Below are 23,615 nucleotides of genomic sequence, written 5' to 3' on the forward strand. Positions count from 1 at the left end.
CATCATGCGCTCGATCGGACCTCGACGACGCACCGCAGCGGCCCTGCTGCTGTTCGGCGCGACGCTCCTGTCCGGGTGCGCGCCGATGCTCTTCGGCGCAGCGGCCGTCGGCACCGCCGCGACGGTCCACGACCGACGCCCGGCGAACGTCATCCTCGACGATCAGCAAATCGAGCTGGAGGCGATGAGCGCCCTGATCGGCAATGCCGAGATCAGGGGACGCTCCCAAATCTCGGTCACCAGCTACAACCGCACTCTATTGCTCACCGGCACGGCCGATACGACCGAGGTGGCGCAAGAGGCCGCGACGCTGCTGAGCCGAATCGGGAAGGTGCAGCGGGTCGTCGACGAAATCAGGGTCGGGCCGCGCCTCGACCTGACCCGACAAGCCCAGGACACCTATATCACGGGCCGCGTCAAGACAGACCTGATCGGCGTGAAACTGCCCGGATTCGACCCGACGCGGGTCAAGGTGGTCACCAACGACGGCGTGGTCTTTCTGATGGGTCTGGTCAACCCCACGGAAGCCGATGCCGCGGCGGAAAAGGCCAGTTATGTCCCGGGCGTCAAACGTGTGGTGAAGCTCTTCGAGTATGTCGACGACTACACCTGAGCTGTCTTCGGGTTTCCTGAAGAGTCTTGCACGGATCGCCGGCGCGGGACGCTTACTTACGGATCCAGCCGATTGCTGGCCCTATGGATACGACAACAGCCGACTCCATGCACTGCCCCGAGGGGTCGTCTTCGCCGCCGACGAGGCGCAGATCATGGGGCTGGTCATGCTCTGCCGCGACGCCGGCGTTCCGGTCGTCGCGCGTGGGCGCGGCACCGGCACCACCGGGGCGACCGTTCCGGACCAAGGCGGTATCGTGCTCTCCTTCGAGCGCATGGACGCCATCCTGCGCATCGCACCGGAGGATCGCCTCGCCGTCGTCCAACCCGGGGTACTCAACGAGCAGTTGCAGCGCGCGGTCGGCGCCTTCGGCTTTTTCTGGCCGCCGGATCCCACCAGTGCGGCGAGCTGCACCGTCGGGGGCAATCTCGCCTACAACTCGGCCGGACCGAGGGCGGTCAAGTACGGCACGCCGCGCGAGAACACGCTCGGACTCGTTGCCGTCAGCGGTCGCGGGGAGCGACTACGCACGGGCGTGTTTACCACCAAAGGCGTGGTCGGCTACGATCTCACCCGGCTCATCATTGGCTCGGAGGGCACCCTCGCCCTGATCACCGAAGCCACGCTGAAGCTCACCCCCCGGCCCGAAGCCAAGCGTACGCTGCGCGCCGCCTATGCGGATATCCACGCGGCAGCGGCAGCCGTGTCGGCGATCATGTCGCAGCCCGTGATCCCCTGCGCCTTGGAGATCATGGACGCCGCGGCGATCCGGACCGTCCGGCGCTATGCGGGGCTCGACCTGCCCGAGGGCGTGGGGGCGCTGCTGATGATCGAGGTCGACGGGCCTGCTGCCTGTCTCGATCAGTCCGTCGCCGCCGTTGCAGCGGCCGCGCAGCAGGCCGGACTGATCGAGCTTCGCCGGGCCGAGTCAGCCGAAGAGGTGGCCGCGCTCTGGACGACGCGCAAGGCACTCTCGCCGGCCTTGCGTCATATCGCGCCGAAAAAGATCAACGAGGATGTCGTCGTCCCGGTCTCGCGCATGGGCGAGCTCATCGAGGGACTCGAGCGGCTATCGCAAGAGAGCGGCGTGCAGATCGTGAACTTCGGTCATGCGGGCAACGGCAACATCCATGTCAATCTCTTGATCGACCCGGACGACCCGGTTGCCGTCGAGAGCGCGCATCGGTGCCTGGACGCAATGTTTTCGCTCGTGCTGCGGCTCGGCGGCACGCTCTCGGGCGAGCACGGCGTCGGCATCGCCAAGCGCGATTTCGTCGAGCGCGAGATCGAGGCGCCCGTGCTCGCCCTCATGCGCGACATCAAGCGCCAATTCGATCCGGCCGGGATACTCAATCCCGGCAAGGGCTTTCCGGAGACCACCTTAGAGCCGACCGAGACACATCGCTGAACCGCAACCGGACGGCTCCGTATCGGCTACTTACCCGGACGTACCAGGCCGCCGAGCCCGACCGCCTCGAGCGCATCCAGGAGCAGCCGTCGCACGGATGCCGCGTCCTCGCATTGCAATGCCACCTTCAGCACCTCGCGTGCCCGTGCCCGACTGATGCTGCGGATGACGCGCTTCACACGCAGCAGACTTCCCGCACCCATACTGAGGCTATGCACACCCATCCCGAGCAGGAGAAAAGTCGCGAGCGGATCTCCCGCCATCTCCCCGCAGACGCTCACCTCGCGGCCGTGAACCCGGGCGCCCGCGAGGATCTGCAGCAGTGCACGCAAGACCGCGGGATGGAACTCGTCGTAGAGCTTTGCGACATGGGCGTTGTTGCGATCGACCGCGAGTAGATACTGGGTCAGGTCGTTGGTCCCGACGGAGAGGAAATCGACCCGCCGTGCCAGCGCCTCGCACTGATAAACGGCGGCGGGGACCTCGATCATCACGCCGATCGGCGGCAATCGGACCTGATAGCCTTCCTCGAGCAGCTCCTCGTGAGCACGATGGATGAGCAGCAGCGCCTCGTCCACCTCGCCGACCGTGCTGATCATGGGCAACAGGATCTGTAGATTGTCCAGGCCGATGGACGCGCGCAGGATGGCGCGAACCTGCGTGAGGAAGATCTCGGGCTGATCGAGCGTAATCCGGATGCCGCGCCAGCCCAAAAAGGGGTTGTCCTCGTGCATCGGAAAATAGGGCAACGGCTTGTCGCCGCCGATGTCCAGTGTCCGGATGGTAACGGGTCGCGGGGCAAACAGCTCAAGCACCCGCCGATAGTTCGACATCTGCGCGGTCTCGCCCGGAAAGGTATCGCGCACGATGAAGGGCAGCTCGGTGCGGTAGAGTCCCACGCCGGCCGATTCCTCGATGCCGAGAGGGCGTGCCTCCGAGACCAAGCCCGTATTCAGATAGAGCGGCACCAAGTAACCGTCGGTGGTCTCGGACGGGAGATGGCGCAATGCCTGGAGCTCGCTCGTCAAGGCCGCGTCGTCCTCGGCGAGACGCTGATACTCGGCGCGAACGGTCGGGCCGGGTGCGACATAGACCCGCCCGCGGTAACCGTCCACCACCAGCTCGCGTCCCTCGACACGCCCGACCGGCAAGTCGGCCACAGCCATCGCCGCCGGCACGCCCATTCCGCGCGCCAGGATGCCGACATGCGAAGAGCCCGAGCCGGTGGTGGAGACGATCCCCGCCAGCATCTCACGCGGGACATCGGCGATCTGCATGGCGCTGAGCTCGTCCCCGACCAGGATGGTATTGGGCACGTACTGGATCGGCGCCGCAGTCAGCTTCTGCAGATGGGTCAGGATGCAGCGACCGAGATCGCGCACGTCGGAGGCACGCTCGCGCAGATAGGCGTCGTCCATGTCGTCGAACACCTTCGCGTGCTCGGCGATGGTCTCGCGCAGCGCCCCGGGTGCCCAATTGCCTGCTCGAATCCGCGAGAGCGTTCCGTCGATCAAGGTGTCGCTTTCGAGCATCAGGCGCCAAGCGTCGAACAAGGCCATGTCTTCGGCACTGAGATGCGCTTGAGTCCGCACCGCGAAGCGGTCCAGGTCCTCGGCCACATGCTCCACCGCACCGAGAAAATCCTTGGCCTCGTTGTCGAGGTTCTCGGCACGCCGATCCGGAACGGCGTTCAAATCGGCCGGCGGGTAGACCACCACGGCGGTCCCGATGCCGATGCCGGGCGATGCCGGCAGCCCCGGAAGGAAGCGTTGCGGGATCCCGTCGTCCTGAAGACGGGCCAACTCGCCGTTGGTGCGCGCAAAGGTAATGGCGCCGGCCAGCTGCGACGCCAGCGTGACGACGAAGGTCACCTCGTCGTCGCCGAAGTGGCGTTTTTCGCGCTGCCGCAGGACCAGCACACCCAGTACCTTGCGATTCTGGATGATCGGCGCACCGAGGAAACCGTGATATTGCTCCTCTCCGGTGTCCGTGATGCGCTGGTAGCGCGGATGATTGACCGCGTCGTCCAGGTTGATCGTTTCGGCGCGCTCGCTGACCAACCCGATCAGCCCTCGGCCCAACTCCAACCTCACCCGGCCGACCGCCCTCGCGCGCAGCCCGTCGGTCGCATGCAGGACATGCCGACGGTTGTCGAAGTCGTTGAGGTAGACCGAGCAAACGTCGGCCCCGACCGCGTGCTTTACGCGCTGGACGATGATGGTGAGTGCGCGCTCGAGGTCGGGGGCATTGTTGACCTCCTGCACGATGCGGCGAAGCGATTCGAGCATGGGAGAGGCCTGCCCCGGAGTCGCCGCGGATCCGGCAACCGTGCCGCCGCCGTCGAGCCCGACCGACCCTCGCTCGAGATGCTCCGCCGCGAGGCCCGTCATCGTCCGCGCTGATGCATCAAGCCGACCGCCCGAGCCTGCACGTCCTCGCGGGCGGGCGGACCCTCCGGGTAAAGGCTCGGGGCGAGCTCCTCGAGCGCCTGCATGTAGACGCGGCGCTTGAAATAGACCACCTCGTGCAGCGGCTGCCAGTAGCGGACCCAGCGCCAAGCGTCGAACTCAGGCTTATCGGTCTTATCCAAGCAGAAGGCGTCTTCACCGCAATCCACCCGCAACATGAACCAGACTTGCTTCTGGCCGATGCAGGTCGGACCGCAATGCCGTCGGATGTAGCGTTTGGGAAGGTGATACCTGAGCCAACCACGGGTACAGCCGAGGATGGTGACCTGCCGGGACTGAAGTCCGACCTCCTCCTCGAGCTCGCGATACATGGCCTGCTCCGGCGTTTCGTCCGAATGGATCCCGCCCTGCGGAAACTGCCAGGCATTCTGGCCGACCCGACGACCCCAAAATAGACGTCGGTCCTGATTGCTCAGGATAATGCCGACGTTGGGTCTGAAACCGTCGTGATCGATCAAGGAACCGAGTCCGTGAGGCCGTGTTGCCTCATTCTTCCACATCCGGCGCATGACCGGCAAGCAGACAGCTGTATAAGCGATTGCCATTCAACGGCTTTCGCATACCCTCGGAAACCCATCGGAGGCCCCTCGCGGTGCACCGGGCGAAGTCATCCGCCCCGGCTTGAAACCCCGGTATGATTTCGTGACCATCCGGCGATGCGCGGCAAGAAACCGGCGCCCGAGCAGGGCGTCCGCACCGCGCCGCGAGACATCAACCGAAGGACAAGGACATGGCGCTGGCAATCTTCGATCTGGACAACACCCTCCTGGCAGGCGACTCCGATTATCTCTGGGGTCGCTTCCTCGCCGCCGAGGGCGTCGTCGATGCGGATTATTACGAGAGCGAGAACGAGCGCTTCTACCGCGAATACAAGGACGGGACCCTGGATATCCGGGAATTCCTGAGGTTCTCGCTGCGCCCGCTGCGCGAGCACCCGCGCGCGCATCTCGAGGCACTACGCGAGCGTTTTGTCGCCGAACTGATCGCGCCCATCATGCTCCCGGCAGCCAAAGACCTCGTCGAGTCGCACCGCGAGGCCGGGGACACGCTCATGATCATCACGGCAACCAATGCCTTCGTCACGGCTCCGATCGCGCAGCGCTTCGGAATCGCGCACCTGATCGCGACATTACCGGCCGAGGAGGACGGACGTTTTACCGGCGAACCCGCCGGCCGACCGGCGTTTCGCGAGGGAAAGGTCGAGCGGCTCGACACCTGGCTGCGCGAGCATCGCGAAAATCTCGGCGGGAGCAGCTTCTACAGCGACTCCCACAACGATCTCCCCCTCCTGGAACGCGTTGATCGGCCCGTCGCGGTCGACCCCGACCCGCGGCTGCGCGAAACAGCCCTGTCGCGCGGGTGGCCCGTCATTTCGCTGCGACCCTGAACGCGGGGGGCAACGCCGCCCGCGCTCCGCAGCGGCGTTCACATCGACGTCACGCAGCCCACATACGCCCGCAATACTCCGAATCTATGATGGCCCTCCACGCAATGGTTCTTTTTCCGAGGGCATGCAATGGTTGCGACTGCGTCTGCGTTGACCGCCAAGCGCGGCGAACGCCTTTTCGTCGAGCTCGCCGCGTCCGAGTCGGAGATCCGCGAGGCACAAGCCCTCAGGTACCGGGTCTTCGGAGAGGAGTTGGGCGCAAAGCTGAAGACGGGCACGAGCGGACTGGACGTGGACGATCTCGATGCCTTCTGCCAGCATCTCTTGGTGCGGGATACGCGCACCGGCGAGGTGGTCGGCTGCACGCGAATCCTGACCGACCGCACCGCCGCGCGCATCGGTCGGTTTTATTCCGAGAGCGAGTTCGACCTGGGGGCGATCCCCCGGCTTAAGGGTCGCCTCCTCGAGGTCGGTCGGACCTGCATCTCGGCGGAGTTTCGACAAGGCACCGCGATCGCCGTGCTCTGGTCCGGGCTAGCCGGGTTCATCCAGCTGCACGGATTCGATTATCTGTTCGGCTGCGCCAGCATGCCGCTCGGCGAGAACGACATCCAGGCCGCAGCCATCATGAACCGCTTGCGGCGACACGCCATGGTCTCACCCGAGTTGCGCGTGGTCCCGCGGGTGCCGCTGCGCACCGCACAGGTGCCCGACGATGTCCTTGATGCACCGCTGCCGGCCTTGCTGCGCACTTACGTAAGACTCGGCGCAAAGGTCTGCGGAGAGCCCTGCCGCGACCCCGATTTCGGCGTGGCGGATGTGCTCATGCTGCTCGATGTGGATGCGCTGAATCCGACCTATTCGCGGCACTTTTTCGATCGCACCGCGAGTCTGTGACGCGATGAGCCGCGTACGCTCGAATCGGCGGCTTGCATTGATCCTCGCTCACCTGAGCAAGGGAGCGACGCTCGCCCTCTACATCGGTTTGCTTTCGCGACTCGGCCGGCGACCGGCACGAATCGCAGACATGACCCGGCGCTGGTACCGAGGACTCTGCGACATCCTGGGCATCCGGATTCGGGTCTTCGGTTGCGCGCAGCCCGGCTGCCTCTTGATCGGCAACCATATCTCATGGCTCGACATCCCCGTGGTCGGCGCGCAAGGCGAGATCGCGTTCCTCTCCAAGGCCGAGGTGCGCGATTGGCCACTGATCGGCTGGCTTGCCGTCACCGCGGGAACGCTGTTCGTCGAGCGCGGCGCAATCCGCATCGACGAGCTCGCCGGGAAGCTACGCAAGATCGGACGAGATCGGACCTTGATGCTCTTTCCCGAGGGGACGACGAGCGACGGCTCGGGCGTGCTGCGATTCCACCCTCGCCTTTTTGCGCTGGCGCAGGAGACCGGCCTGATGATCCAACCGGTGGCTCTCGCCTACCGCTGCGACGCAGACGAGATGCCCGATCCCGTTGCGCCCTTCGTCGGCGACGACACCCTTCTCGCCCATTTGCTGCGGGTCATTCGCCACCCCGGGCTCACCGCGGAGATCCATTTCCTCCCCCCGATGGCACTCGACCAAGACAACATCGCCCGGCGCCTGCTCGCCGAGCGGACCCGCGGCGCGATTGTCGAAGCGCTCGGCATGCGCCCGGACGCCGTGCCACGACCCCCGACCCGCGCAAATCCTGCACGGATCCCGGTGGCCAATCCGAACACGGCCGGGGATCGACCCGAACCAATACCGACCGGCGGAATCGCTCATGTCGCCTGACATCGTCCCGAGGGACACCGATACGGCTCCCGGGCGTCTGCGCATCGCGATCGTCACCGAGACCTATCCCCCCGAGATCAACGGTGTTGCCCACACCATGCGGCATCTCGCCGAGGGTCTGGCCGAGCGCGGACACGCCATTCAGCTGATCCGCCCTCGACAGCACGGCGAGCAACGCGACCCGGCTGCACCGACACTTGGTCGAATCGGCGTGCACCTCGTACCCGGCCTGCCGATCCCCGGTTACCGAGGTCTGCGATTCGGACTTCCGGTCTATTGGCGGCTGCGCCGCCTCTGGGGCCGCGCCGCGCCGGATCTCGTCTACATCGCGACCCAGGGCCCGCTCGGCCACGCCGCGCTCTCCGCCGCGCACCGTCGCGGGATCCCGACGGTGACCGGGTTTCACACCCAGTTTCAGCAGTACAGCCAACATTACGGTCTCGGCCTCTTCACCCATCAAATCGCCGAGACGCTGCGTCACTTCCACAACCGGTCCGATGCTACCCTAGTCCCCACTGCCGAGCTGAAAGCCGAGCTCTCGGGCGAGGGATTCCACGATGTCCACGTCTTCGGCCGCGGCGTGGACGTGGATCTCTTCTCGCCCGCTTGGCGCGACGAGGCGTTGAGACACAGCTGGGGCGGCGACGAGGAGACTTTGGCGGTTCTCTACGTCGGTCGTATTGCACCGGAGAAGAATCTCGATCTCGCGCGGGACGCCTTTCAGGCGATCCAATCCACTCGACCGAAGGCGCGCTTCATCCTGGTCGGAGAGGGCCCCGGGCGCGAGCAGATCCAGCGCGAAAACCCCGATTTCATCTGTCCGGGGGCCAAAATCGGCGTCGAGCTCTCCAGATATTACGCGTCGGGAGATCTGTTCCTCTTTCCGAGCCTGACCGAAACCTTCGGGAACGTCGTGCTCGAGGCCATGGCCAGCGGTCTACCGGTCGTCGCTTTCGACTATGCCGCGGCTCGATCTCTCATTGATCCCTGGCGCAACGGGGTTACATTACCGATAGGAGATCGTGCAGCGTTCATCGCTGCCGGATGCGAGCTGGCTCGCGACCTGCCGCGCGTCCGAAAGCTCGGCGAGCAGGCACGCTGCGCGGCGGAGGAGATTAGTTGGGACCGCGTCATCCGGGGCGTCGAGGAGCGTCTCTTCCAAGTCATCCACCGACAACGTGGAACGGAGGCTTGCCGTGCGACTATGGCTACAACATCTGAATGAGATCGAAGTCTCTCTTTGCCGCACCTGGAGCCGGGGCGGACGGCGCCGCTGGATTCAACGCCCTTTCGCCGTCATCAGTCGGCTCGGCGACGGGGTCTTCTGGTACAGCTTGATCGCCATCCTGCCGATGACGCACGGACTCCTCGGCCTCAAAGCCAGTGTCCACATGCTTGCCACCGGCGGTGTCGCGCTCGCACTCTACAAGTCACTCAAGGTCTACACGCGCCGCGAACGACCCTGCCACTATGCCGCGGAGATCATCGCCCTGGTCCCTCCGCTCGACCGCTATAGTTTTCCATCCGGCCATACGCTGCATGCCGTGAGCTTCTCGAGCGTCGCCATCTACTATGTTCCCGAGCTCGCCTGGATTCTCGTGCCCTTCACCATGCTGGTCGCCAGCTCGAGGATTGTCCTCGGGCTGCACTATCCCAGCGACGTCCTGGTCGCGACCTTGATCGGACTCGCTTTGGCCTTTACCGGCATTCAGATGGTTGCTTGAGCCTCGAAACCGGTGTCTTCACAAGACCTGCCGGAAGGGCGAACAAGCAGGAACGAAGCCCACCGAACCCTGCGGCGACGCTGGTGAAATATGCTGCGCATGTCGACCCTTCCACCCCGTCCCGCACCGATCAGCGACGAAACGAGGCCGCGGAAACACGAAAAGGCCGGGCGATAGCCCGGCCTTTTCGTGTCGGCGCACAAGCAGTGCGCCGGACCATCGGAGCGATCTTACTTGGCTTCAGGCTGAGCCGGAGCGACAGGCGCCACCGGGGCGACCGGCGCCGCGTAGGGGTAGGCGTAAGGATAACCGCCGCCGTAGTAGGGAGCGCCGTAGCCGTAAGGAGCGCCATAGCCGTAGTAGGGGTTGTTGTAGCCGTAGCCGTAGCCGCGACCCAGACCGCGACCGTAGCCGCGACCACTGCCGCCGCCGCTCATGCCGAAGTTGAAATCACCGTAGCCGTCGCCGAACATGTCACTGAAGGCATCGCCGAGCCCGGAGCCGTAGCCGGGACCGTAACCGCCGTAGCCCGGGCCCCACCAAGCGGACGCGGAAGCGGAAGCACCGAGGAGGGCAGCGATCGCAGCGGCAGTAGCAAGCTTGTTCATTCTATTCTCCGAATCGATTCATATTGTTGGCAGCAAGCGTGGATGTCTTATCGCCACCCACGGAATGCATTATATTAGAAAATGATTAAATAGGAAATAAGTTATATCAATCAGATTGATCTTTATCATTGCCCTGATCGATTGCTTCGCCACACCCCTCGCGCAAACGCCGTGCTACCTCGACCAAATCCTCCCAGGCTTTCACCTTCTGAGCGGGCGATCGCAGCAGATAGGCCGGATGATAAGTCACGCGCAGCGGAATCGCCCCAGCCCGAAACGCAAGCCAACGCCCCCGTAAACTGCCCAGCGGCGCATCCGTCTGCAGGATATGCTGAGCCGCCACGCGCCCGACACAGAGGATCGCGCGCGGGCCGAGCAGCTCGATCTGCCGCATGAGGTAAGCCTCGCACTGCTTGGCCTCCTCGGGGCGTGGATCGCGATTCCCCGGCGGGCGGCACTTGAGTACATTGGCGATGTACACCTCCTCGCGAGCCAGCCCGATCGCCGCGAGCATGCGGTTGAGCAACCGGCCGGCGCGGCCCACGAAAGGCTCGCCCGCGCGATCCTCATCCGCGCCGGGTGCCTCACCGATGATCAGCAGATCCGCGTTGCGATTGCCGACGCCGAAAACGGTATTGGCGCGGGTCTCGCAGAGTCCGCAGGCGCGGCAGCCGGAAACCGCCGTCTCGAGCGCATCCCAATCCATCCTCGCCGGATCGGGCGACGACGCACCGTCCGGCAGATCGAGCTCGACCGGTCCGGATTCGACGGGTTGCGGCGCGACCGGATTCAGCACGACCTCGGGAGCCGCGGCACGAACGGGCGGGGACACTGTACTCGGGGCGGCTTGGCCCGGCGCGGGCGCACCGAAGGCCGTCTCTTCGGGCCTCTCGACCGCATTCGCTTTGGCATGGCGCGGCACCCAGACATCGACGCCCATCGCGCCAAGGTAGTCCAAGCGTCGGCGCTCATCCATCCTCATGCGGCTCAGACGTCGCCGGTCTGAGGATGGGCGCGCTGGGCCGGCTGTAGGATCTTATTGCAGGCGTTGATGTAGGCCTTGGCCGAGGCGATGACGATGTCGGTATCCGCGCCCTGTCCGTTGACGATGCGCCCGCCGCGCTCGAGCCGGACCGTGACCTCGCCTTGGGCGTCGGTGCCGCTGGTGATGGCGTTGACCGAGTAGAGCTTGAGGACCGTCCCGCTGTCGACGATCGACTCGATCGCCTTGAAGGTTGCATCCACGGGGCCGCCGCCGCTGGCGGTCCCGGCCAGCTCCTCGCCGTCGAACCCCAGCACCAGGTTCGCACAGGGTGTCTCGCCGGTCTCGGAGCAGACCCGCAGCGAAACCAGCTTCACTCGCTCGTTGGCCGCGTCCAAGGTCGCATCCGTCACCAAAGCCTGCAGGTCTTCGTCGAAGATCTCGTGCTTCTTGTCGGCTAGATCCTTAAAGCGCGAGAAAGCCGCATTGAGCTCCTCCTCCGAACCCATGACGATGCCGAGCTCCTGCAGTCGCGTGCGAAAGGCGTTGCGACCCGAGTGCTTGCCCATCACCATCCGATTGGCGTTCCAGCCGACATCCTCGGCGCGCATGATCTCGTAGGTCTCGCGATGCTTGAGCACCCCGTCCTGATGGATACCGGATTCGTGGGCGAAGGCGTTGGCGCCGACCACCGCCTTGTTCGGCTGAACCGCAAAACCCGTAATGCCCGAGACCAGGCGCGAGCAGTTCATGATCTGGGTAGTGTCGAGCCGGGTTTGACAATCGAACAAGTCCTGCCGGGTGCGCACGGTCATCACGATCTCCTCGAGTGCGGCGTTGCCGGCGCGCTCGCCCAGGCCGTTGATCGTGCATTCCACCTGGCGGGCGCCGTTGCGCACCGCGGCAAGCGAGTTGGCGACGGCGAGTCCCAAGTCATTGTGACAATGCACCGAGAAGATCGCCTTGTCGGCGTTCGGAATCCGCTCCCGCAAGGTCCGGATCAGGCCCCCGAACTGATCCGGGATGTTGTAACCGACCGTATCCGGGATATTGACGGTCCCGGCGCCGGCATCGATGACCGCCTCGAGCACGCGACAGAGGAAATCGATCTCCGAGCGCCCGGCATCCTCGGGCGAGAACTCCACATCGTCCGTATAGCGACGCGCGCGCTGGACGGCATGTACCGCTTGTGCGAGCACCTGATCCGGGGTCATGTTCAGCTTGCGCTGCATGTGGATGGGCGAGGTGGCGATGAAGGTATGGATCCGCCCGGCGGTTGCACCCGCCAACGCCTCGCCGGCCCGATCGATGTCCTTGTCGAGCGCCCGTGCCAGCCCGCAGACACGGCTCTCCTTGATCGTCTCGGCAACCGCCTTGACCGCCTCGAAATCACCCGGACTGGCGATGGGAAAGCCCGCCTCGATCACATCGACACGCATGCGCTCCAGGGCCTTGGCGATACGCACCTTCTCGTCGCGGGTCATGGAGGCGCCCGGACTCTGCTCGCCGTCGCGCAGCGTCGTGTCGAAAATGATCAAGTGGTCTTTTGAGGTCATGGAGGGTCTCTGAATCGGACGGTCGTCTGGAAGGAAGGGACCTGGTCTTCGGGAGGCTATTGTAGGCGATCCGCGCGCGGGCGGTGCCTCTGCGATCGAGCTCGGGGCGGATCGGACCGGCCTCGGCGGATCCGTACGGCCGCTTCGCAAACTTGTGACCTGTATCGGTTCCTGTATAAGCTGCCGACGGCGGCGCTCGGAGCCCGGACCGGAGATTGCAGCCCCGAGCCCGGCCGGCAACCCACGACCGACGCCCCATGGACCCCGAGGAGGCCATGCACGCGATGATGCCGGACCTGCACGACCTGGAAATTCTGCTGCGCTCGGACACCCCGATCGTGCTCATCGAGTCGATCGAGGAACCGCGCGTCGTGGAGCTGTTTGCCGGGCTTGCCGTGCGACTCGCCGAGCCGGCCTTTCGCTGGTCGGTCACCGAGGGGCTGCGGCGCATCGAGCTCGATACCGAGCCGCAAAGTCGCCTGGCCGACCCGACCGAGGCACTACGCAATATCCGCTCCACACAGCAGCGCGGCATCTATCTGCTGCTCGACTTCCATCCCTATCTCGACAATCCGCTGCACGTGCGCCTCTTGAAGGAGATCGCACAAGGCTACGCGGACCTTCCGCGTACCTTGGTGCTGGTCAGTCATGCGCTCGAGGTCCCGCCCGAGCTGCATCATCTTAGTGTCCAGTTCGGTCTGCGCCTGCCTGACCGCCAGCGCATCATGGGTCTGATTCGCGAGGAGGCGAAGCGCTGGCAGGATTCCTCCGGCGGGCGCAGCTTCCGGACCGGTCGCGACGCGGTGGATCAACTCGCCCGCAATCTGCTCGGCGTCACCGAGTCCGACGCGCGCCGACTGATCCGCAACGCAATCCGGCACGACGGCGCCATCACCCGGGAGGACGTGGAAGCGGTGAAGCGCGCCAAATACGATCTGCTCAGCCCCGAGGGTGCCATCAGCTTCGAGTACGACACCCGCTCCTTCGCCGAGGTCGCAGGTCTGGGCAATCTCAAGGCATGGATCGAGCGCCGCCGCGAGGCCTTCCTGGATCCCGGCCGCACCCGGGATCACCCGCGCGGCGTGTTGCTCCTGGGCGTTCAGGGCGGCGGAAAGAGCCTAGCCGCAAAGGCGGTTGCCGGACAATTCGGCGTGCCGCTACTGCGCCTGGACTTCGGCGCGCTCTACGACAAATATATCGGCGAAACGGAGAAGAACCTCCGCAAGGCGCTGACGACGGCCGATGTCATGTCGCCCTGCGTCCTGTGGATCGACGAGATCGAAAAAGGCGTCGCGACCGGCACGGAGGACGACGGGGTCGGTCGGCGCATCCTGGGCACCCTGCTGACCTGGATGGCCGAGCGCAACACCCGCGTCTTCCTCGCGGCGACAGCGAACGACATCTCCCGACTCCCGCCCGAGCTCATCCGCAAAGGGCGGATCGACGAGCTCTTCTTCGTGGATCTACCCGGCGCGCCCGTGCGGCGCGAGATCTTTGCGATCCATCTACTCAAGCGGCGGATCGATCCTGAACGCTTCGACCTCGCTCGGCTCGCCGAGGCGAGCGAAGGCTTCACCGGGGCGGGCATCGAGCAGGCCATCGTCTCGGCGCTCTACGCCGACGAGACCGCCGGGGATGGCCTGACCACCGGCGGTCTCCTTCGCGAGATCGCAAGCACCCAGCCCTTGTCCGTCGTCATGCACGCCCAGCTTCAAGCGCTGCGCGCCTGGGCATCGGGCCGAACAGTTCAGGCACACGCACCCGAGGAACAAGTCGACCCCGGCGCCATCGCGCTCGATGACACCGCCGCGTTCGCATTTGCCGGAATGGAAACCGCTCGCAAGACTGCCGACGGGCAGCCGCCCGAGCACCCCGAATAAGCCCGTTCACTTGACCGTGACCCGTGCAATGACCTTCTCCAGCCCATACCTCCGCTCACAACACGAGGTTCACGAGTCCGTGTCGGCCAAACCTTCGAGGCGCTGCGATGGAATACAAGGACTACTATAAGACGTTGGACGTGGCACGAGACGCCACCCAAGCCGAGATCAAGCGTGCCTACCGCAAGCTCGCGCGAAAATTCCATCCCGACGTCAGCAAAGAACCGGACGCCGAGGCCAGATTCAAAGAGATCAACGAGGCCAACGAGGTCCTGCACGACCCGGAGAAGCGTGCCGCCTACGACGCGCTCGGCAGCAGCTGGCACGCCGGCCAGGATTTTCGCCCGCCCCCCGGCGGCGTCCATCACGACTTCCATTTCGGCGCCGACGAAGCGGCAGAGTTCAGCGATTTTTTCTCCAGCATCTTCGGACGCGAGTTTCATCCGGGAGCCCAGGGTCAACGCCGCCGCCGCGGTCAGGATCAGACCGCTCGAATCGCTATTGACCTGGAGGATGCCTATCGCGGCGCGACGCGCCAGCTGCGTCTCGACATCCCCGAGATCGGCCCGGACGGGCACGTCACTTCGCGCACCCGTACCCTGAACGTGCGCATCCCGCCCGGCGTCACACAGGGTCGCCAGATCCGCTTGGCCGGCCAAGGCGGACCGGGCATCAACGGCGGCCATGCCGGCGATCTCTATCTGGAGATCGACATCAATCCGCACCGCCTCTTCACCACGGACGGCAAGGACATCCATCTGCGACTGCCCATCGCGCCCTGGGAGGCCGCGCTTGGCGCGTCCGTTTCGGTCCCGACACTCGGCGGAACAGTGAACCTTAAGGTCCCGCCGGGATCTCAGTCCGGGCAACGCCTGCGCTTGAAAGGTCGTGGACTGCCCGGCGAGCCGGCCGGGGACGAGCTGGTCATGCTCGAGATCGTGACCCCGCCCGCAACCACCGATGCCGCCAAGGCAGCCTATCGCGAGATGGCCGAGCGTCTAAACTTCAATCCAAGGGCCGAGATGGGAGTCTGACCCATGACGCAGACCGAGACACGTATTGAAGGGATCGTGCTCGACGAGGGGCTGATGGTCACACTCACCGAGCTGACCCAGCTGTGCGGCTCCAGCGGCCGCGTGGTGAGGCTGATGGTCACCGAGGGACTGCTGCGGCCCAAGGGCCGAGACCCGGACGATTGGCGATTCGACGGCTTGGAGGTGCGTCGAGCACGCCGGGCCGTGCGCCTGCAGCGCGACCTCGACCTCAACCTCGCCGGGACCGCACTCGCGCTCGATCTGCTCGACGAGCTGGAACAACTGCGCGAACGACTTCGCGCGCTCGAGCACCAACTCGGGCAAAGGCGCACGCGCCAGCTCGGTTAAACCGCGTCTAACCGAGATCGAGGACAACGACAAAGCCAAACGCAAAGTGATCATGACGCATGTCGCTCTGGACGCGGTTTAACCCATGAACCGCATCGAAAGGTCGACAGCGGTCACGTCCTTCGTCAACGCACCGACTGAGATCCGATCGACACCGGTTTCGGCGACCGCCCGAATGGTTGCGAGCGTGATGCCTCCCGATGCTTCGAGGCGGGCGCGCCCCGCGCTCATCGCCACCGCCAGACGCAAATCCCCGAGCGCGAAGTTATCGAGCAGGATCGATTCCGCCCCGCCGTCCAACGCTGTTTGCAGATCGTCGAGACTCTCGACCTCGATTTGAATCGCCACGCCGTCACCGCCGCAACGGCCGCAGCTTTCAGCGCGGCCGGGATCGAGCCCGCCGCGAGGATATGGTTCTCCTTGATCAGGATCGCATCGAACAGACCCATGCGGTGGTTGTGGCAGCCCCCGCAGAGGACCGCGTACTTCTGTTGCACGCGTAGACCGGGCAGCGTCTTGCGGGTATCCAACACCTCAACGGGCAGACCGGCGACCGCGGCGGCGAATTCCGCCGCGCGGGTCGCCGTCCCGGAGAGGGTCTGAAGGTAATTCATCGCCGTGCGCTCGCCGGTCAGCAGGCCTGCCGACGGACCCTCGATCAGGGCGAGACGCTGCCCGGGTCGGACGCAATCGCCGTCGGCAACCTCCCATCGGACTTCAATTTCGGGATCCAGCAAGCGAAACGCGGCCTCGAACCAGGTGCAGCCGCAGATGACTGCAGGCTCGCGCGTGATCAACTCCGCCCGGGCACGTTGATCGCGCGGCAACAAAGCAGCCGTGAGATCGCCGGCACCGACGTCCTCCTCGAGCGCCGCTCGGACCTGGGTCTCGACGAGGCGCAGGTCCGGATGCCGCAACGGGGGAACCGCCCGGGGCGAGGCAGCCGTCTCCTGTTTTGAATCAGCCATCGAAGGATGCCTCCCGTAGACTTGTCAACATCGTGCGCAACGCCTGATCCGCAAGCGGTGTCTCGCCGTTTCCGAGAACCGAGACCCGTCCGGCCCCGATCTCCTCTGCGAGCCCCCGCGCGGAAAAACACGTCGGACTCTGGCCTTGTCGGTTGAAGAACAACAGCTCGTCTCGCGCAGGGTTCCACGCAACCAATTTGAGACGGATCCGTCCGACGTCCTCGCGGGCCCAATCGATCCAATCGCCGATCGCGCATCCGCAGGGTACGGGGGTCGAAGCCGAGACCGGGGGATCGGCCTCGACGCCGGAGCTTCCCAGCACGGCGCCGCGTGCCGAGCCCTGGAGCACGTCCAGATGCAGGCTCTGCAACTCCCCGAGCCAACGCGCCGTCAAACGAGGGTCGCAGCCCACCCGGGTGAGCTGCCGGCGCAAGGTCTCGAGTAGGTGCGGAATCCGATGGAGCAACTGGCGGCGCTCCTCGGCGGTGCGTTTCGCGCTCACGCTCCAGAGCAGCCGATCGATCAACTCCAGCGCGGCTTGCCACTCCGAGCTATCCACACCCCGAGTGCGATGGATCGCGAGCAGAACCAGGGACCAGCCCTCATGGAGGATGACCTCGACTGCACTCGGGATCTGCGCATACGGCGCCACGCGATCGGCGATGGCAGCCACGACGCTCTCTTGTGCGGGGTCGACGGACACGCCGGCCCGATCCGCATCGAGGACAGGCGTGCCCGAGCTGCGAAGACCGATCGACATGCCGGCGTGTGGCCCCGCTTGCGGATCGCCGACCACACCGAAGGCTCGGGCATCCTCTCGCGCACGAAAGGCTCTGAAATACCGATCCATTCGGACAAACAGCTTGGGATCACCGTCGAAGTCCAGCACCAACCGCTCGACCACACGCTCGATCATCCCGTAGAGGCTGTCGGGGCCACGCCCGTCGGATTCGCTCCAACCGATCGCGGCCCTGCCGATATTGTTGATCAATACCCGCGCGGGATGGGTATCATTCGAAAAAAACTCCTTGTCCAACAAGGCCATTTTCGCGACCGGGATCTGCATCCTCCCGATTAGAATTTTGATCGGATCGGGAATGGCGCCGCCGGCCAACAGATGCTCGAAGAAAAGAAACACCAGATCGAGCGTGTCCTCGTCTCGCTCCGCCAAGGCATATCTCGGGCGATCCTCGCCCGAGAAGGCGGCGGACAGTTGCGCACGCAGGAACGACTCCGACGCCGGATACCCGACTGCCGGGTCGGGAGCAACACCGAGATTGTCCAACAAGGACAGTAGCTCGGCCGTCGCGATCCTCACCCGACCGCTATCGCTACGCGGGGCACTGCTCGGTCGCTGGCGAGAGAGCAAGGTCCGCAATGCATCGAATGGAATCGAAAGGGTCTCCGGGGGCGGGTCCGGTCGATCCCGCGGGCCGGACATGCCGTGCGTCGACAGGGGTGTGGATGTCGAATGCGGTCTCGAGGCAGGGAGGATCTCGGACGCAGCGGGATCAAGCTGCCTCAGACAACCGCGGTAGAACTCGTCCAACCGGTCCATGACATGCCGATCGAACAGCTTGTAGACGACCAGCTTCACGGAAGGCTCGAACGGGGGCAGCGCGGCCAACGTGTCGCGAAATGCATGGCATAGGGCGGACGGACCGAACGGATTCTCCTCGAGACCGACCTCACCCCAGCCCATCAAGGCGGCAAAACGCCGATCAAACTCCATCAACTCGATGCGATAACGTGATTCCGCCTTCGAGACCAGGTTTTCCGTCGCCAGAATCTCCTCGAGCTCTGACTGCGCGATCAAGGCCAGATCGCCGAATCGCGACTCAGCGCCGGCTCCTTTGCCATGCTTGGACTCGGGCTCGCGATTCCGGCCGACCAGATCGCCTGCCCCCTGCGTGACGCGCCGCAGAAACTCGATCTGAAGACGCTGACGCTGTTTGACGAGGATCTCGCGAGCATCGAAATAGACGCGATAGCTCAAATCGTTGGTGGACTTGTCGGCGAGATCGTGCAGCGCGTCGTCGAGCTTCGCAAACAATGCGCTCCAAAGTGACGGCAGGCGGTCGCCGAGCAGACGCGCGCTGTCGGCTACGAAGCGCCCGCGCATGATCAAAGCATCGCCGCCGGGACCGGACGCTGGGTGGATTCGCGGGGACTTGATCAAGTGAAACTCGACGCCGATTGCCGGTCATGTCACCATCATGGACCGAGGCACGGGCGGCCGGCAAACCTCGAGGAACCGATGGAATATGTTGTGGCGATGGTAAGCAATGAAGGGGTCGGTGTCACCTTGCATCGACGGATGCCCGGCCGACGCACCCCGCAATCCCGAGACCGATGCGGCCCTAGACGCCCCCTGGCCCCGGTCGACGCCCGAACACCGGCAGCGCGTTATCCGCGCGGACCGATCCGGGCGGCGGTGCCCTTGTGTACACCCGTTCCGGCGCCCGCATGAACCTCGACGACGAAACCTATGTCGACGCGGGCATCGACAGCCAGGGCTGGCTCGCGGGCGCGGAGCGGCGGCCCTCGCCGAGCCAGGACGACCGCCCGCCCGGCACCGACATCGATCTGCTGGTGATCCACAACATCAGTTTGCCGCCGGGCGACTTTTCGGGCGATTGGATCGACGATCTCTTTCTGGATTGCCTCGACCCCGCCGCGCACCCCTACTTCCGAGCGATCGCCGGTCTACGCGTCTCGGCACATCTATTGATCCGGCGCAGCGGCCGGCTCCTGCAGTATGTCGCCTTCGAGCAACGTGCCTGGCACGCGGGCGTCTCGCGGTTCGCGGGGCGGGAGCGCTGCAATGATTTTTCGATCGGGATCGAGCTGGAGGGGACCGACGACATCCCGTTCACCGACGCACAATACGTGCGCCTTGCCGAGTGCACACGGCGAATCCTCCGCCGCTACCCCGCGATCACCGAGGACCGGATCGCGGGACACGCGGAGATTGCCCCGGGTCGCAAGACGGACCCCGGGCCGGCGTTCGATTGGAATCGCTATCGAAGCTCGATTCGCGGCGAAGGCCGAGCGGTTGCTCCGGACCTGCCGCTCGGATGACCTGCCAACCGATCCGCTAGCCGGCACGCGCCAGCGCGAAACGCTCCTGCTCGATGGACGCAGGCTGGGGATAGGCGTCGGTCCAGCGCAGCAATTCGAGGCGACCGTCGTGGTGCTCCACGAGGGCGGTGCAGCTCTCCACCCAGTCGCCGCAGTTGCAGTAGGCGACACCGGCGATCTCGCGCATCTCCGCGTGGTGGATATGTCCACAGATCATGCCGTCGACTTGACGGCGCTCCGCCTCGCCTGCGACCGCCGTCTCGAAATTGCCGATATAGCTTACGGCATTCTTGACCTTATGCTTGAGATACCCGGCCAACGACCAGTAATCCAGGCCGAGTCCCTGGCGAATCCGGCTGACGAGCCCATTCAACATCAGCAGACCGTCGTAGGCACGCGCGCCGATCATCGCGAGCCACTTGCCGTTTTGAACCACGGCATCGAACGCATCCCCGTGCATCACCAGGAAGCGACGACCGTCGGCAGTCGTATGAATGACCTCCTCGCGAACGGCCACGTTGCCGAAATCGGCACCGAGATGGGTGCGGAACAGCTCGTCGTGATTGCCGGGTGTGTAGATGACTTCCGTCCCCCGCTTGGCCTTGTCGAGCACCTCGCGGACCACTTGATTGTGGGCCTCGGGCCAATAGACTCCGTTTTTCATCGCCCAGATATCGACGATGTCGCCGACCAAGTACAACTGCTTGCACTCGGTCGATTGCAGGAAATCGAGCACGAGAGAGGCTTGGCACCCTCGAAAGCCCAAATGGACATCGGAGATGAAAATACTCCGATACTTCAGTGGATTCATGCGCTTGATGTCGGTCATCGTATCGCCGGCCTCGAGCCATCAACGTCGGGATATCATCTCCGCGCGCGATTGCCGGGATATTGACGAACCGTGAAGATGCGATGAAATCTTTGGCGGACGGCGCAATGCCGATCGGCCCGGGAGCGCCGACCCGAGCAACCCGATCACTCCATACCCATTGTGCTGACGATAGGAAGCCGAACTTGCGCCGACGCTAATCAGTGCCTCGCACGGCTCGGCACAAACGACGGCCCTCGCGGCGTAGAGCCCTCCGATGCGCAGATTGCCGTAACGGTTTCCGGAATGTGCCTCAGTCCGCGCCCCAATGCGGGGTGGCGATTCCCTCACCGAGGTCGGCGGCGGCGAGCAGACGTCTGATCTCGAGCAGACGCTCGATGAGCGCCGGCTCGCACGCCTCGTAGGCGGCACGGTCCGGAACGCGCTTCACCACGACGCCGAGCAGCTCGGTGATCGCGTTGCCGATCGAGTTCTGACTGATGGTCAGCATCAGGCGGCCGGAGTCGTGCCGAAAGATGAGCTGCTTGAAGGCCGGCTCCCAGCGGATCGAGCTCGCGTAAGCGGGGTCGCCGAGACAACGATCGCGGACCCGTTTCGCGCTTTGCATGAAGGCGTTGTCGAAGAGCAGAACGGATTCGATCTGACTCGGGAAGAAGACGTCCCGCAGGATCTCGGCATTGCGGCTCGACACCTGCGAGAAGAAGGTGCGGTAGAAGTCGAGAAAACCACGGAGGATCTCGTCGTACTCCGCCCAAAAGGCGATGTCGCCGAGGGCCGCGACCCCACCCTGTATCTCCCAGCAGGGAAGACCCTCCGGATAGCCGGTAAGGGCGAGACGCGACTCATCCGTATGCACCGTCCGCAGGATGCGCAGGTCCAGCGCCTCGTCGAAGAAGCGGCGGTAGACATCGCGCATGTGCGCCTGAAAGAGACTGTGCTGACCCCCGTCGGTCAAATTGGGGTGGCTCGGATCGGCCAGCGGGGCCGCGCGCAACTGCTCCATCGGAAAGACGATGAAGTGGTTGTGCAGCATGCGGATGCTGGGCACGCCCGGCGAGGTCAACGGCCAGGTCGCATCCAGACTCGCCTCGCCGGCCATCACCAGCGCCTTGCCCGGATCCGGATAGCGCCCGAGCATCTCCTCGATGATGATCCGATTCATTCGGTTCCACACGCGCTTCACCGACGGCGAGACCTGGGTCCGGCGAACCGGACGGCCGAGCGGGTTGAGGATGCGTTTGGAGGTGTCGTAAATAATCGAGCAATCCAGCTCGGTGGAGTGCCCCAACGCCTTACGGTAGAGCAGCAGATCCTCTTGGTTGCGCAGCAGACCGTTGTTCTGAACCAGATCCCGAAGGTTCTCGGCGCTGTTGAAGAACTCGTTCGGCGTCAGACCCGCCGGAACGTCCAGCGGGATGGGCCGAAAGGGGGTGACGATCTCGCGCGGACCCGAAGACATCGCTCAGCCTTGCTCTTGGTCTTGTATGCGCCGCTCGCGGAGTCGTTCGGCGTAGTCCAGACGCAAACGGCAGCGTTCCCAATCGCCACCGACGCATTCCGCCCGCCGGCAATCGAACTCGCAGCACGAGACCTCGTCCGGGACGCGCGGAACCAGCCGTTTCGCCAACGCCGACCCGAGACGGCGCAGCAGGCCCCGCTTCTTCTTGGACGTCTCGTTCATGTTGCCCCTCCGGAGGTCGATCTGGTGTTGCCCGTCACAGCGTCCTCGAGGGCGCGAGCAGCCAACCGGATCGGTCCGTTTGGGGTTGGTCGGTCACTCAATTCAAGACTTGTATCGTAGCAGTTTCTGAACCCCAGCAAAGCACAGCGCCGAAATACATCGGCCCGATGACGATCGTCGGGCGCAAACCGATCCCGATCAGGTGGATCCCGGGCGGCTCCCGATCAGACGGCTCCCGATCAGACGGCTCAGGCCGTGCTCAACGCCGCTCGCGCCGGTGGCGCGCTCGACTCTTGCGCAGTCGCATTAGGGTCCAAACCGGCCCCGAAACCGCATAGGTCGTCGCCATCAAAAAGAGCATCAGCGGCGGATTGATGAAGACGACGGCAAAGCCAAGCATCACGGCGACGGCCAAGAGAAACGGGACGCGGCCCTGAAAGTTGAGCTGTTTGAAGCTGAAGTAGCGGAAGTTGCTCACCATCAGCAAACCCGCACCTGCGGTGAGGAAGGCCGCAATCCAGGCGACGTCCGCCCCGGCGATCCCCGTGTCGGCGCCGATCCAGACCCCGCTTGCGATGATCGCCGCGGCCGCCGGACTGGCGAGGCCCTGGAAGTAACGTTTGTCGGCAATCCGAACCTGCGTGTTGAAACGCGCGAGGCGTAAGGCCGCGGCGGCGGTGAAGACGAAGGCGGCAAGCCATCCAACCTTGCCGAGCCCGCCCAAGGCCCAGTGATAGGCAACCAACGCCGGTGCGACCCCGAAGGCCACCATGTCAGAGAGGCTGTCGTACTCGGCACCGAAATCGCTTTGGGTTTGAGTAATACGGGCCACGCGCCCGTCGATCCCGTCAAGCGCCTGGGCCGCGAAGATGGCCAGCGCAGCAGCCTCGAAACGACCCTGCGTGGCAGCGAGAACCGCGTAGAATCCCGCAAAGAGCGCGGCCGTCGTGAAGAGGTTGGGCAGAAGATAGATTCCGCGTGGTCGCTTTCGGGTGGCAGGCACGTTGTCCATTGGATCGTTCTCGTTGGCGGCCGTCTGGTCGGGTCGCGAGTATAGCCGGGAGCGAGGCGGCACCGAAAGGAAGCGCGGAGACACCGGGCGCACCGAAAGTGCGCGAAAAGAAGGCCCTCGTCCGGCTATCCATCTGTCATAGACTTGTGGCATGGTTCGGTCGCATCGGCGTCGACGACTCGATCGCTCGCCAACCATGGCCCATTGAATCGGAGGGGAGATGAGTCTGCAGCAAGTCAAGCCGCCACTGCCCAGTGACGACAAGCGT

General features: G+C 64.7%; 21 protein-coding genes and 1 pseudogene. 11 read left to right on the plus strand and 11 right to left on the minus strand.

Annotation, left to right across the window (positions count from 1 at the left end; all coding sequences use genetic code 11):
• The first annotated feature begins 4 nt into the window (after positions 1-4).
• On the plus strand, positions 5-613 hold the full coding sequence (locus GPT33_RS02740; RefSeq protein WP_296805705.1) for a BON domain-containing protein: 609 nt from the start codon (positions 5-7) through the stop codon (positions 611-613).
• On the plus strand, positions 594-2,021 hold the full coding sequence (locus GPT33_RS02745) for an FAD-linked oxidase C-terminal domain-containing protein (RefSeq protein WP_296805707.1): 1,428 nt from the start codon (positions 594-596) through the stop codon (positions 2,019-2,021). The genes GPT33_RS02740 and GPT33_RS02745 overlap by 20 nt, the downstream gene beginning before the upstream one ends.
• Positions 2,022-2,047: 26 nt before the next feature.
• On the opposite strand, the gene ptsP is transcribed toward GPT33_RS02745, so the two are convergent.
• Both ptsP and GPT33_RS02755 read right to left on the minus strand, forming a co-directional pair.
• On the minus strand, positions 2,048-4,309 hold the full coding sequence (gene ptsP / locus GPT33_RS02750) for a phosphoenolpyruvate--protein phosphotransferase (protein ID WP_296805744.1): 2,262 nt from the start codon (positions 4,307-4,309) through the stop codon (positions 2,048-2,050).
• Positions 4,310-4,407: 98 nt separating this feature from the next.
• Positions 4,408-4,947: an RNA pyrophosphohydrolase gene (locus GPT33_RS02755; RefSeq protein WP_296805709.1), complete on the minus strand. Its 540-nt coding sequence runs from the start codon at positions 4,945-4,947 to the stop codon at positions 4,408-4,410.
• A gap of 272 nt (positions 4,948-5,219) precedes the next feature.
• Here GPT33_RS02755 and GPT33_RS02760 point away from each other — a divergent pair, with 272 nt between their 5' ends.
• The 5 genes from GPT33_RS02760 (at position 5,220) to GPT33_RS02780 (ending at position 9,368) form a co-directional block, all read left to right on the plus strand.
• Entirely contained in the window at positions 5,220-5,876 is a 657-nt protein-coding gene (locus tag GPT33_RS02760; RefSeq protein WP_296805711.1) for an HAD family hydrolase, read from the plus strand.
• Between the two features lie 129 nt (positions 5,877-6,005).
• A complete protein-coding gene (locus GPT33_RS02765; RefSeq protein WP_296805713.1) occupies positions 6,006-6,773 on the plus strand; it encodes a GNAT family N-acyltransferase in 768 nt (255 codons plus the stop codon).
• Between the two features lie 4 nt (positions 6,774-6,777).
• Positions 6,778-7,644: a lysophospholipid acyltransferase family protein gene (locus GPT33_RS02770; RefSeq protein ID WP_296805715.1), complete on the plus strand. Its 867-nt coding sequence runs from the start codon at positions 6,778-6,780 to the stop codon at positions 7,642-7,644.
• Positions 7,634-8,869 (plus strand): glycosyltransferase family 1 protein, encoded by a 1,236-nt coding sequence (locus GPT33_RS02775; protein ID WP_296805717.1) that lies wholly within the window; start codon positions 7,634-7,636, stop codon positions 8,867-8,869. Before GPT33_RS02770 ends, GPT33_RS02775 begins: the two co-directional genes overlap by 11 nt.
• Positions 8,841-9,368: a phosphatase PAP2 family protein gene (locus GPT33_RS02780; RefSeq protein WP_296805719.1), complete on the plus strand. Its 528-nt coding sequence runs from the start codon at positions 8,841-8,843 to the stop codon at positions 9,366-9,368. The genes GPT33_RS02775 and GPT33_RS02780 overlap by 29 nt, the downstream gene beginning before the upstream one ends.
• A gap of 230 nt (positions 9,369-9,598) precedes the next feature.
• On the opposite strand, the gene GPT33_RS02785 is transcribed toward GPT33_RS02780, so the two are convergent.
• The 3 genes from GPT33_RS02785 to GPT33_RS02795 form a co-directional block, all read right to left on the minus strand.
• Positions 9,599-9,976 carry a sulfur globule family protein gene (locus GPT33_RS02785; protein ID WP_296805721.1) on the minus strand — a complete coding sequence of 126 codons (378 nt, stop codon included), beginning with the start codon at positions 9,974-9,976 and terminating at the stop codon, positions 9,599-9,601.
• 106 nt (positions 9,977-10,082) lie between these two features.
• The gene (locus tag GPT33_RS02790; RefSeq protein ID WP_296805724.1) at positions 10,083-10,952 is read right to left on the minus strand and encodes a uracil-DNA glycosylase family protein; all 870 of its coding nucleotides are present in this window, start codon (positions 10,950-10,952) and stop codon (positions 10,083-10,085) included.
• An 11-nt stretch (positions 10,953-10,963) separates the two neighbouring features.
• Entirely contained in the window at positions 10,964-12,514 is a 1,551-nt protein-coding gene (locus tag GPT33_RS02795) for a 2-isopropylmalate synthase (RefSeq protein ID WP_296805725.1), read from the minus strand.
• Between the two features lie 287 nt (positions 12,515-12,801).
• Here GPT33_RS02795 and GPT33_RS02800 point away from each other — a divergent pair, with 287 nt between their 5' ends.
• From GPT33_RS02800 to GPT33_RS02810, 3 genes are all read left to right on the plus strand, one after another.
• On the plus strand, positions 12,802-14,394 hold the full coding sequence (locus GPT33_RS02800) for an AAA family ATPase (protein WP_296805746.1): 1,593 nt from the start codon (positions 12,802-12,804) through the stop codon (positions 14,392-14,394).
• A gap of 107 nt (positions 14,395-14,501) precedes the next feature.
• A complete protein-coding gene (locus GPT33_RS02805) occupies positions 14,502-15,428 on the plus strand; it encodes a DnaJ C-terminal domain-containing protein (RefSeq protein WP_296805727.1) in 927 nt (308 codons plus the stop codon).
• Between the two features lie 3 nt (positions 15,429-15,431).
• Entirely contained in the window at positions 15,432-15,776 is a 345-nt protein-coding gene (locus GPT33_RS02810; protein WP_296805730.1) for a chaperone modulator CbpM, read from the plus strand.
• Between the two features lie 78 nt (positions 15,777-15,854).
• Here GPT33_RS02810 and nadC read toward each other — a convergent pair.
• Positions 15,855-16,744, minus strand: a pseudogene (gene nadC, locus GPT33_RS02815) (carboxylating nicotinate-nucleotide diphosphorylase).
• Positions 16,737-18,866: a DUF1631 family protein gene (locus GPT33_RS02820; protein ID WP_296805732.1), complete on the minus strand. Its 2,130-nt coding sequence runs from the start codon at positions 18,864-18,866 to the stop codon at positions 16,737-16,739. Before GPT33_RS02820 ends, nadC begins: the two are co-directional and overlap by 8 nt.
• A 344-nt stretch (positions 18,867-19,210) precedes the next feature.
• Between GPT33_RS02820 and ampD the strand changes: the two genes are divergently transcribed.
• Positions 19,211-19,825 (plus strand): 1,6-anhydro-N-acetylmuramyl-L-alanine amidase AmpD, encoded by a 615-nt coding sequence (gene ampD, locus GPT33_RS02825; protein ID WP_296805734.1) that lies wholly within the window; start codon positions 19,211-19,213, stop codon positions 19,823-19,825.
• Positions 19,826-19,841: 16 nt separating this feature from the next.
• Here the strand turns inward: ampD and GPT33_RS02830 are convergent, their stop codons facing one another.
• The 4 genes from GPT33_RS02830 to pssA all read right to left on the minus strand — a co-directional run bounded on the left by GPT33_RS02830 (position 19,842) and on the right by pssA (position 23,347).
• Positions 19,842-20,654: a UDP-2,3-diacylglucosamine diphosphatase gene (locus GPT33_RS02830; RefSeq protein ID WP_296805736.1), complete on the minus strand. Its 813-nt coding sequence runs from the start codon at positions 20,652-20,654 to the stop codon at positions 19,842-19,844.
• 292 nt (positions 20,655-20,946) lie between these two features.
• Positions 20,947-22,113: a hypothetical protein gene (locus tag GPT33_RS02835; protein ID WP_296805738.1), complete on the minus strand. Its 1,167-nt coding sequence runs from the start codon at positions 22,111-22,113 to the stop codon at positions 20,947-20,949.
• Positions 22,114-22,116: 3 nt separating this feature from the next.
• Entirely contained in the window at positions 22,117-22,335 is a 219-nt protein-coding gene (locus tag GPT33_RS02840) for a hypothetical protein (protein WP_296805740.1), read from the minus strand.
• A gap of 259 nt (positions 22,336-22,594) precedes the next feature.
• On the minus strand, positions 22,595-23,347 hold the full coding sequence (pssA, locus tag GPT33_RS02845) for a CDP-diacylglycerol--serine O-phosphatidyltransferase (protein ID WP_296805742.1): 753 nt from the start codon (positions 23,345-23,347) through the stop codon (positions 22,595-22,597).
• Positions 23,348-23,615 lie beyond the last annotated feature (268 nt).

It is taken from the genome of Thiocapsa sp. (assembly GCF_011390875.1).
Classification (GTDB): domain Bacteria; phylum Pseudomonadota; class Gammaproteobacteria; order Chromatiales; family Chromatiaceae; genus Thiocapsa.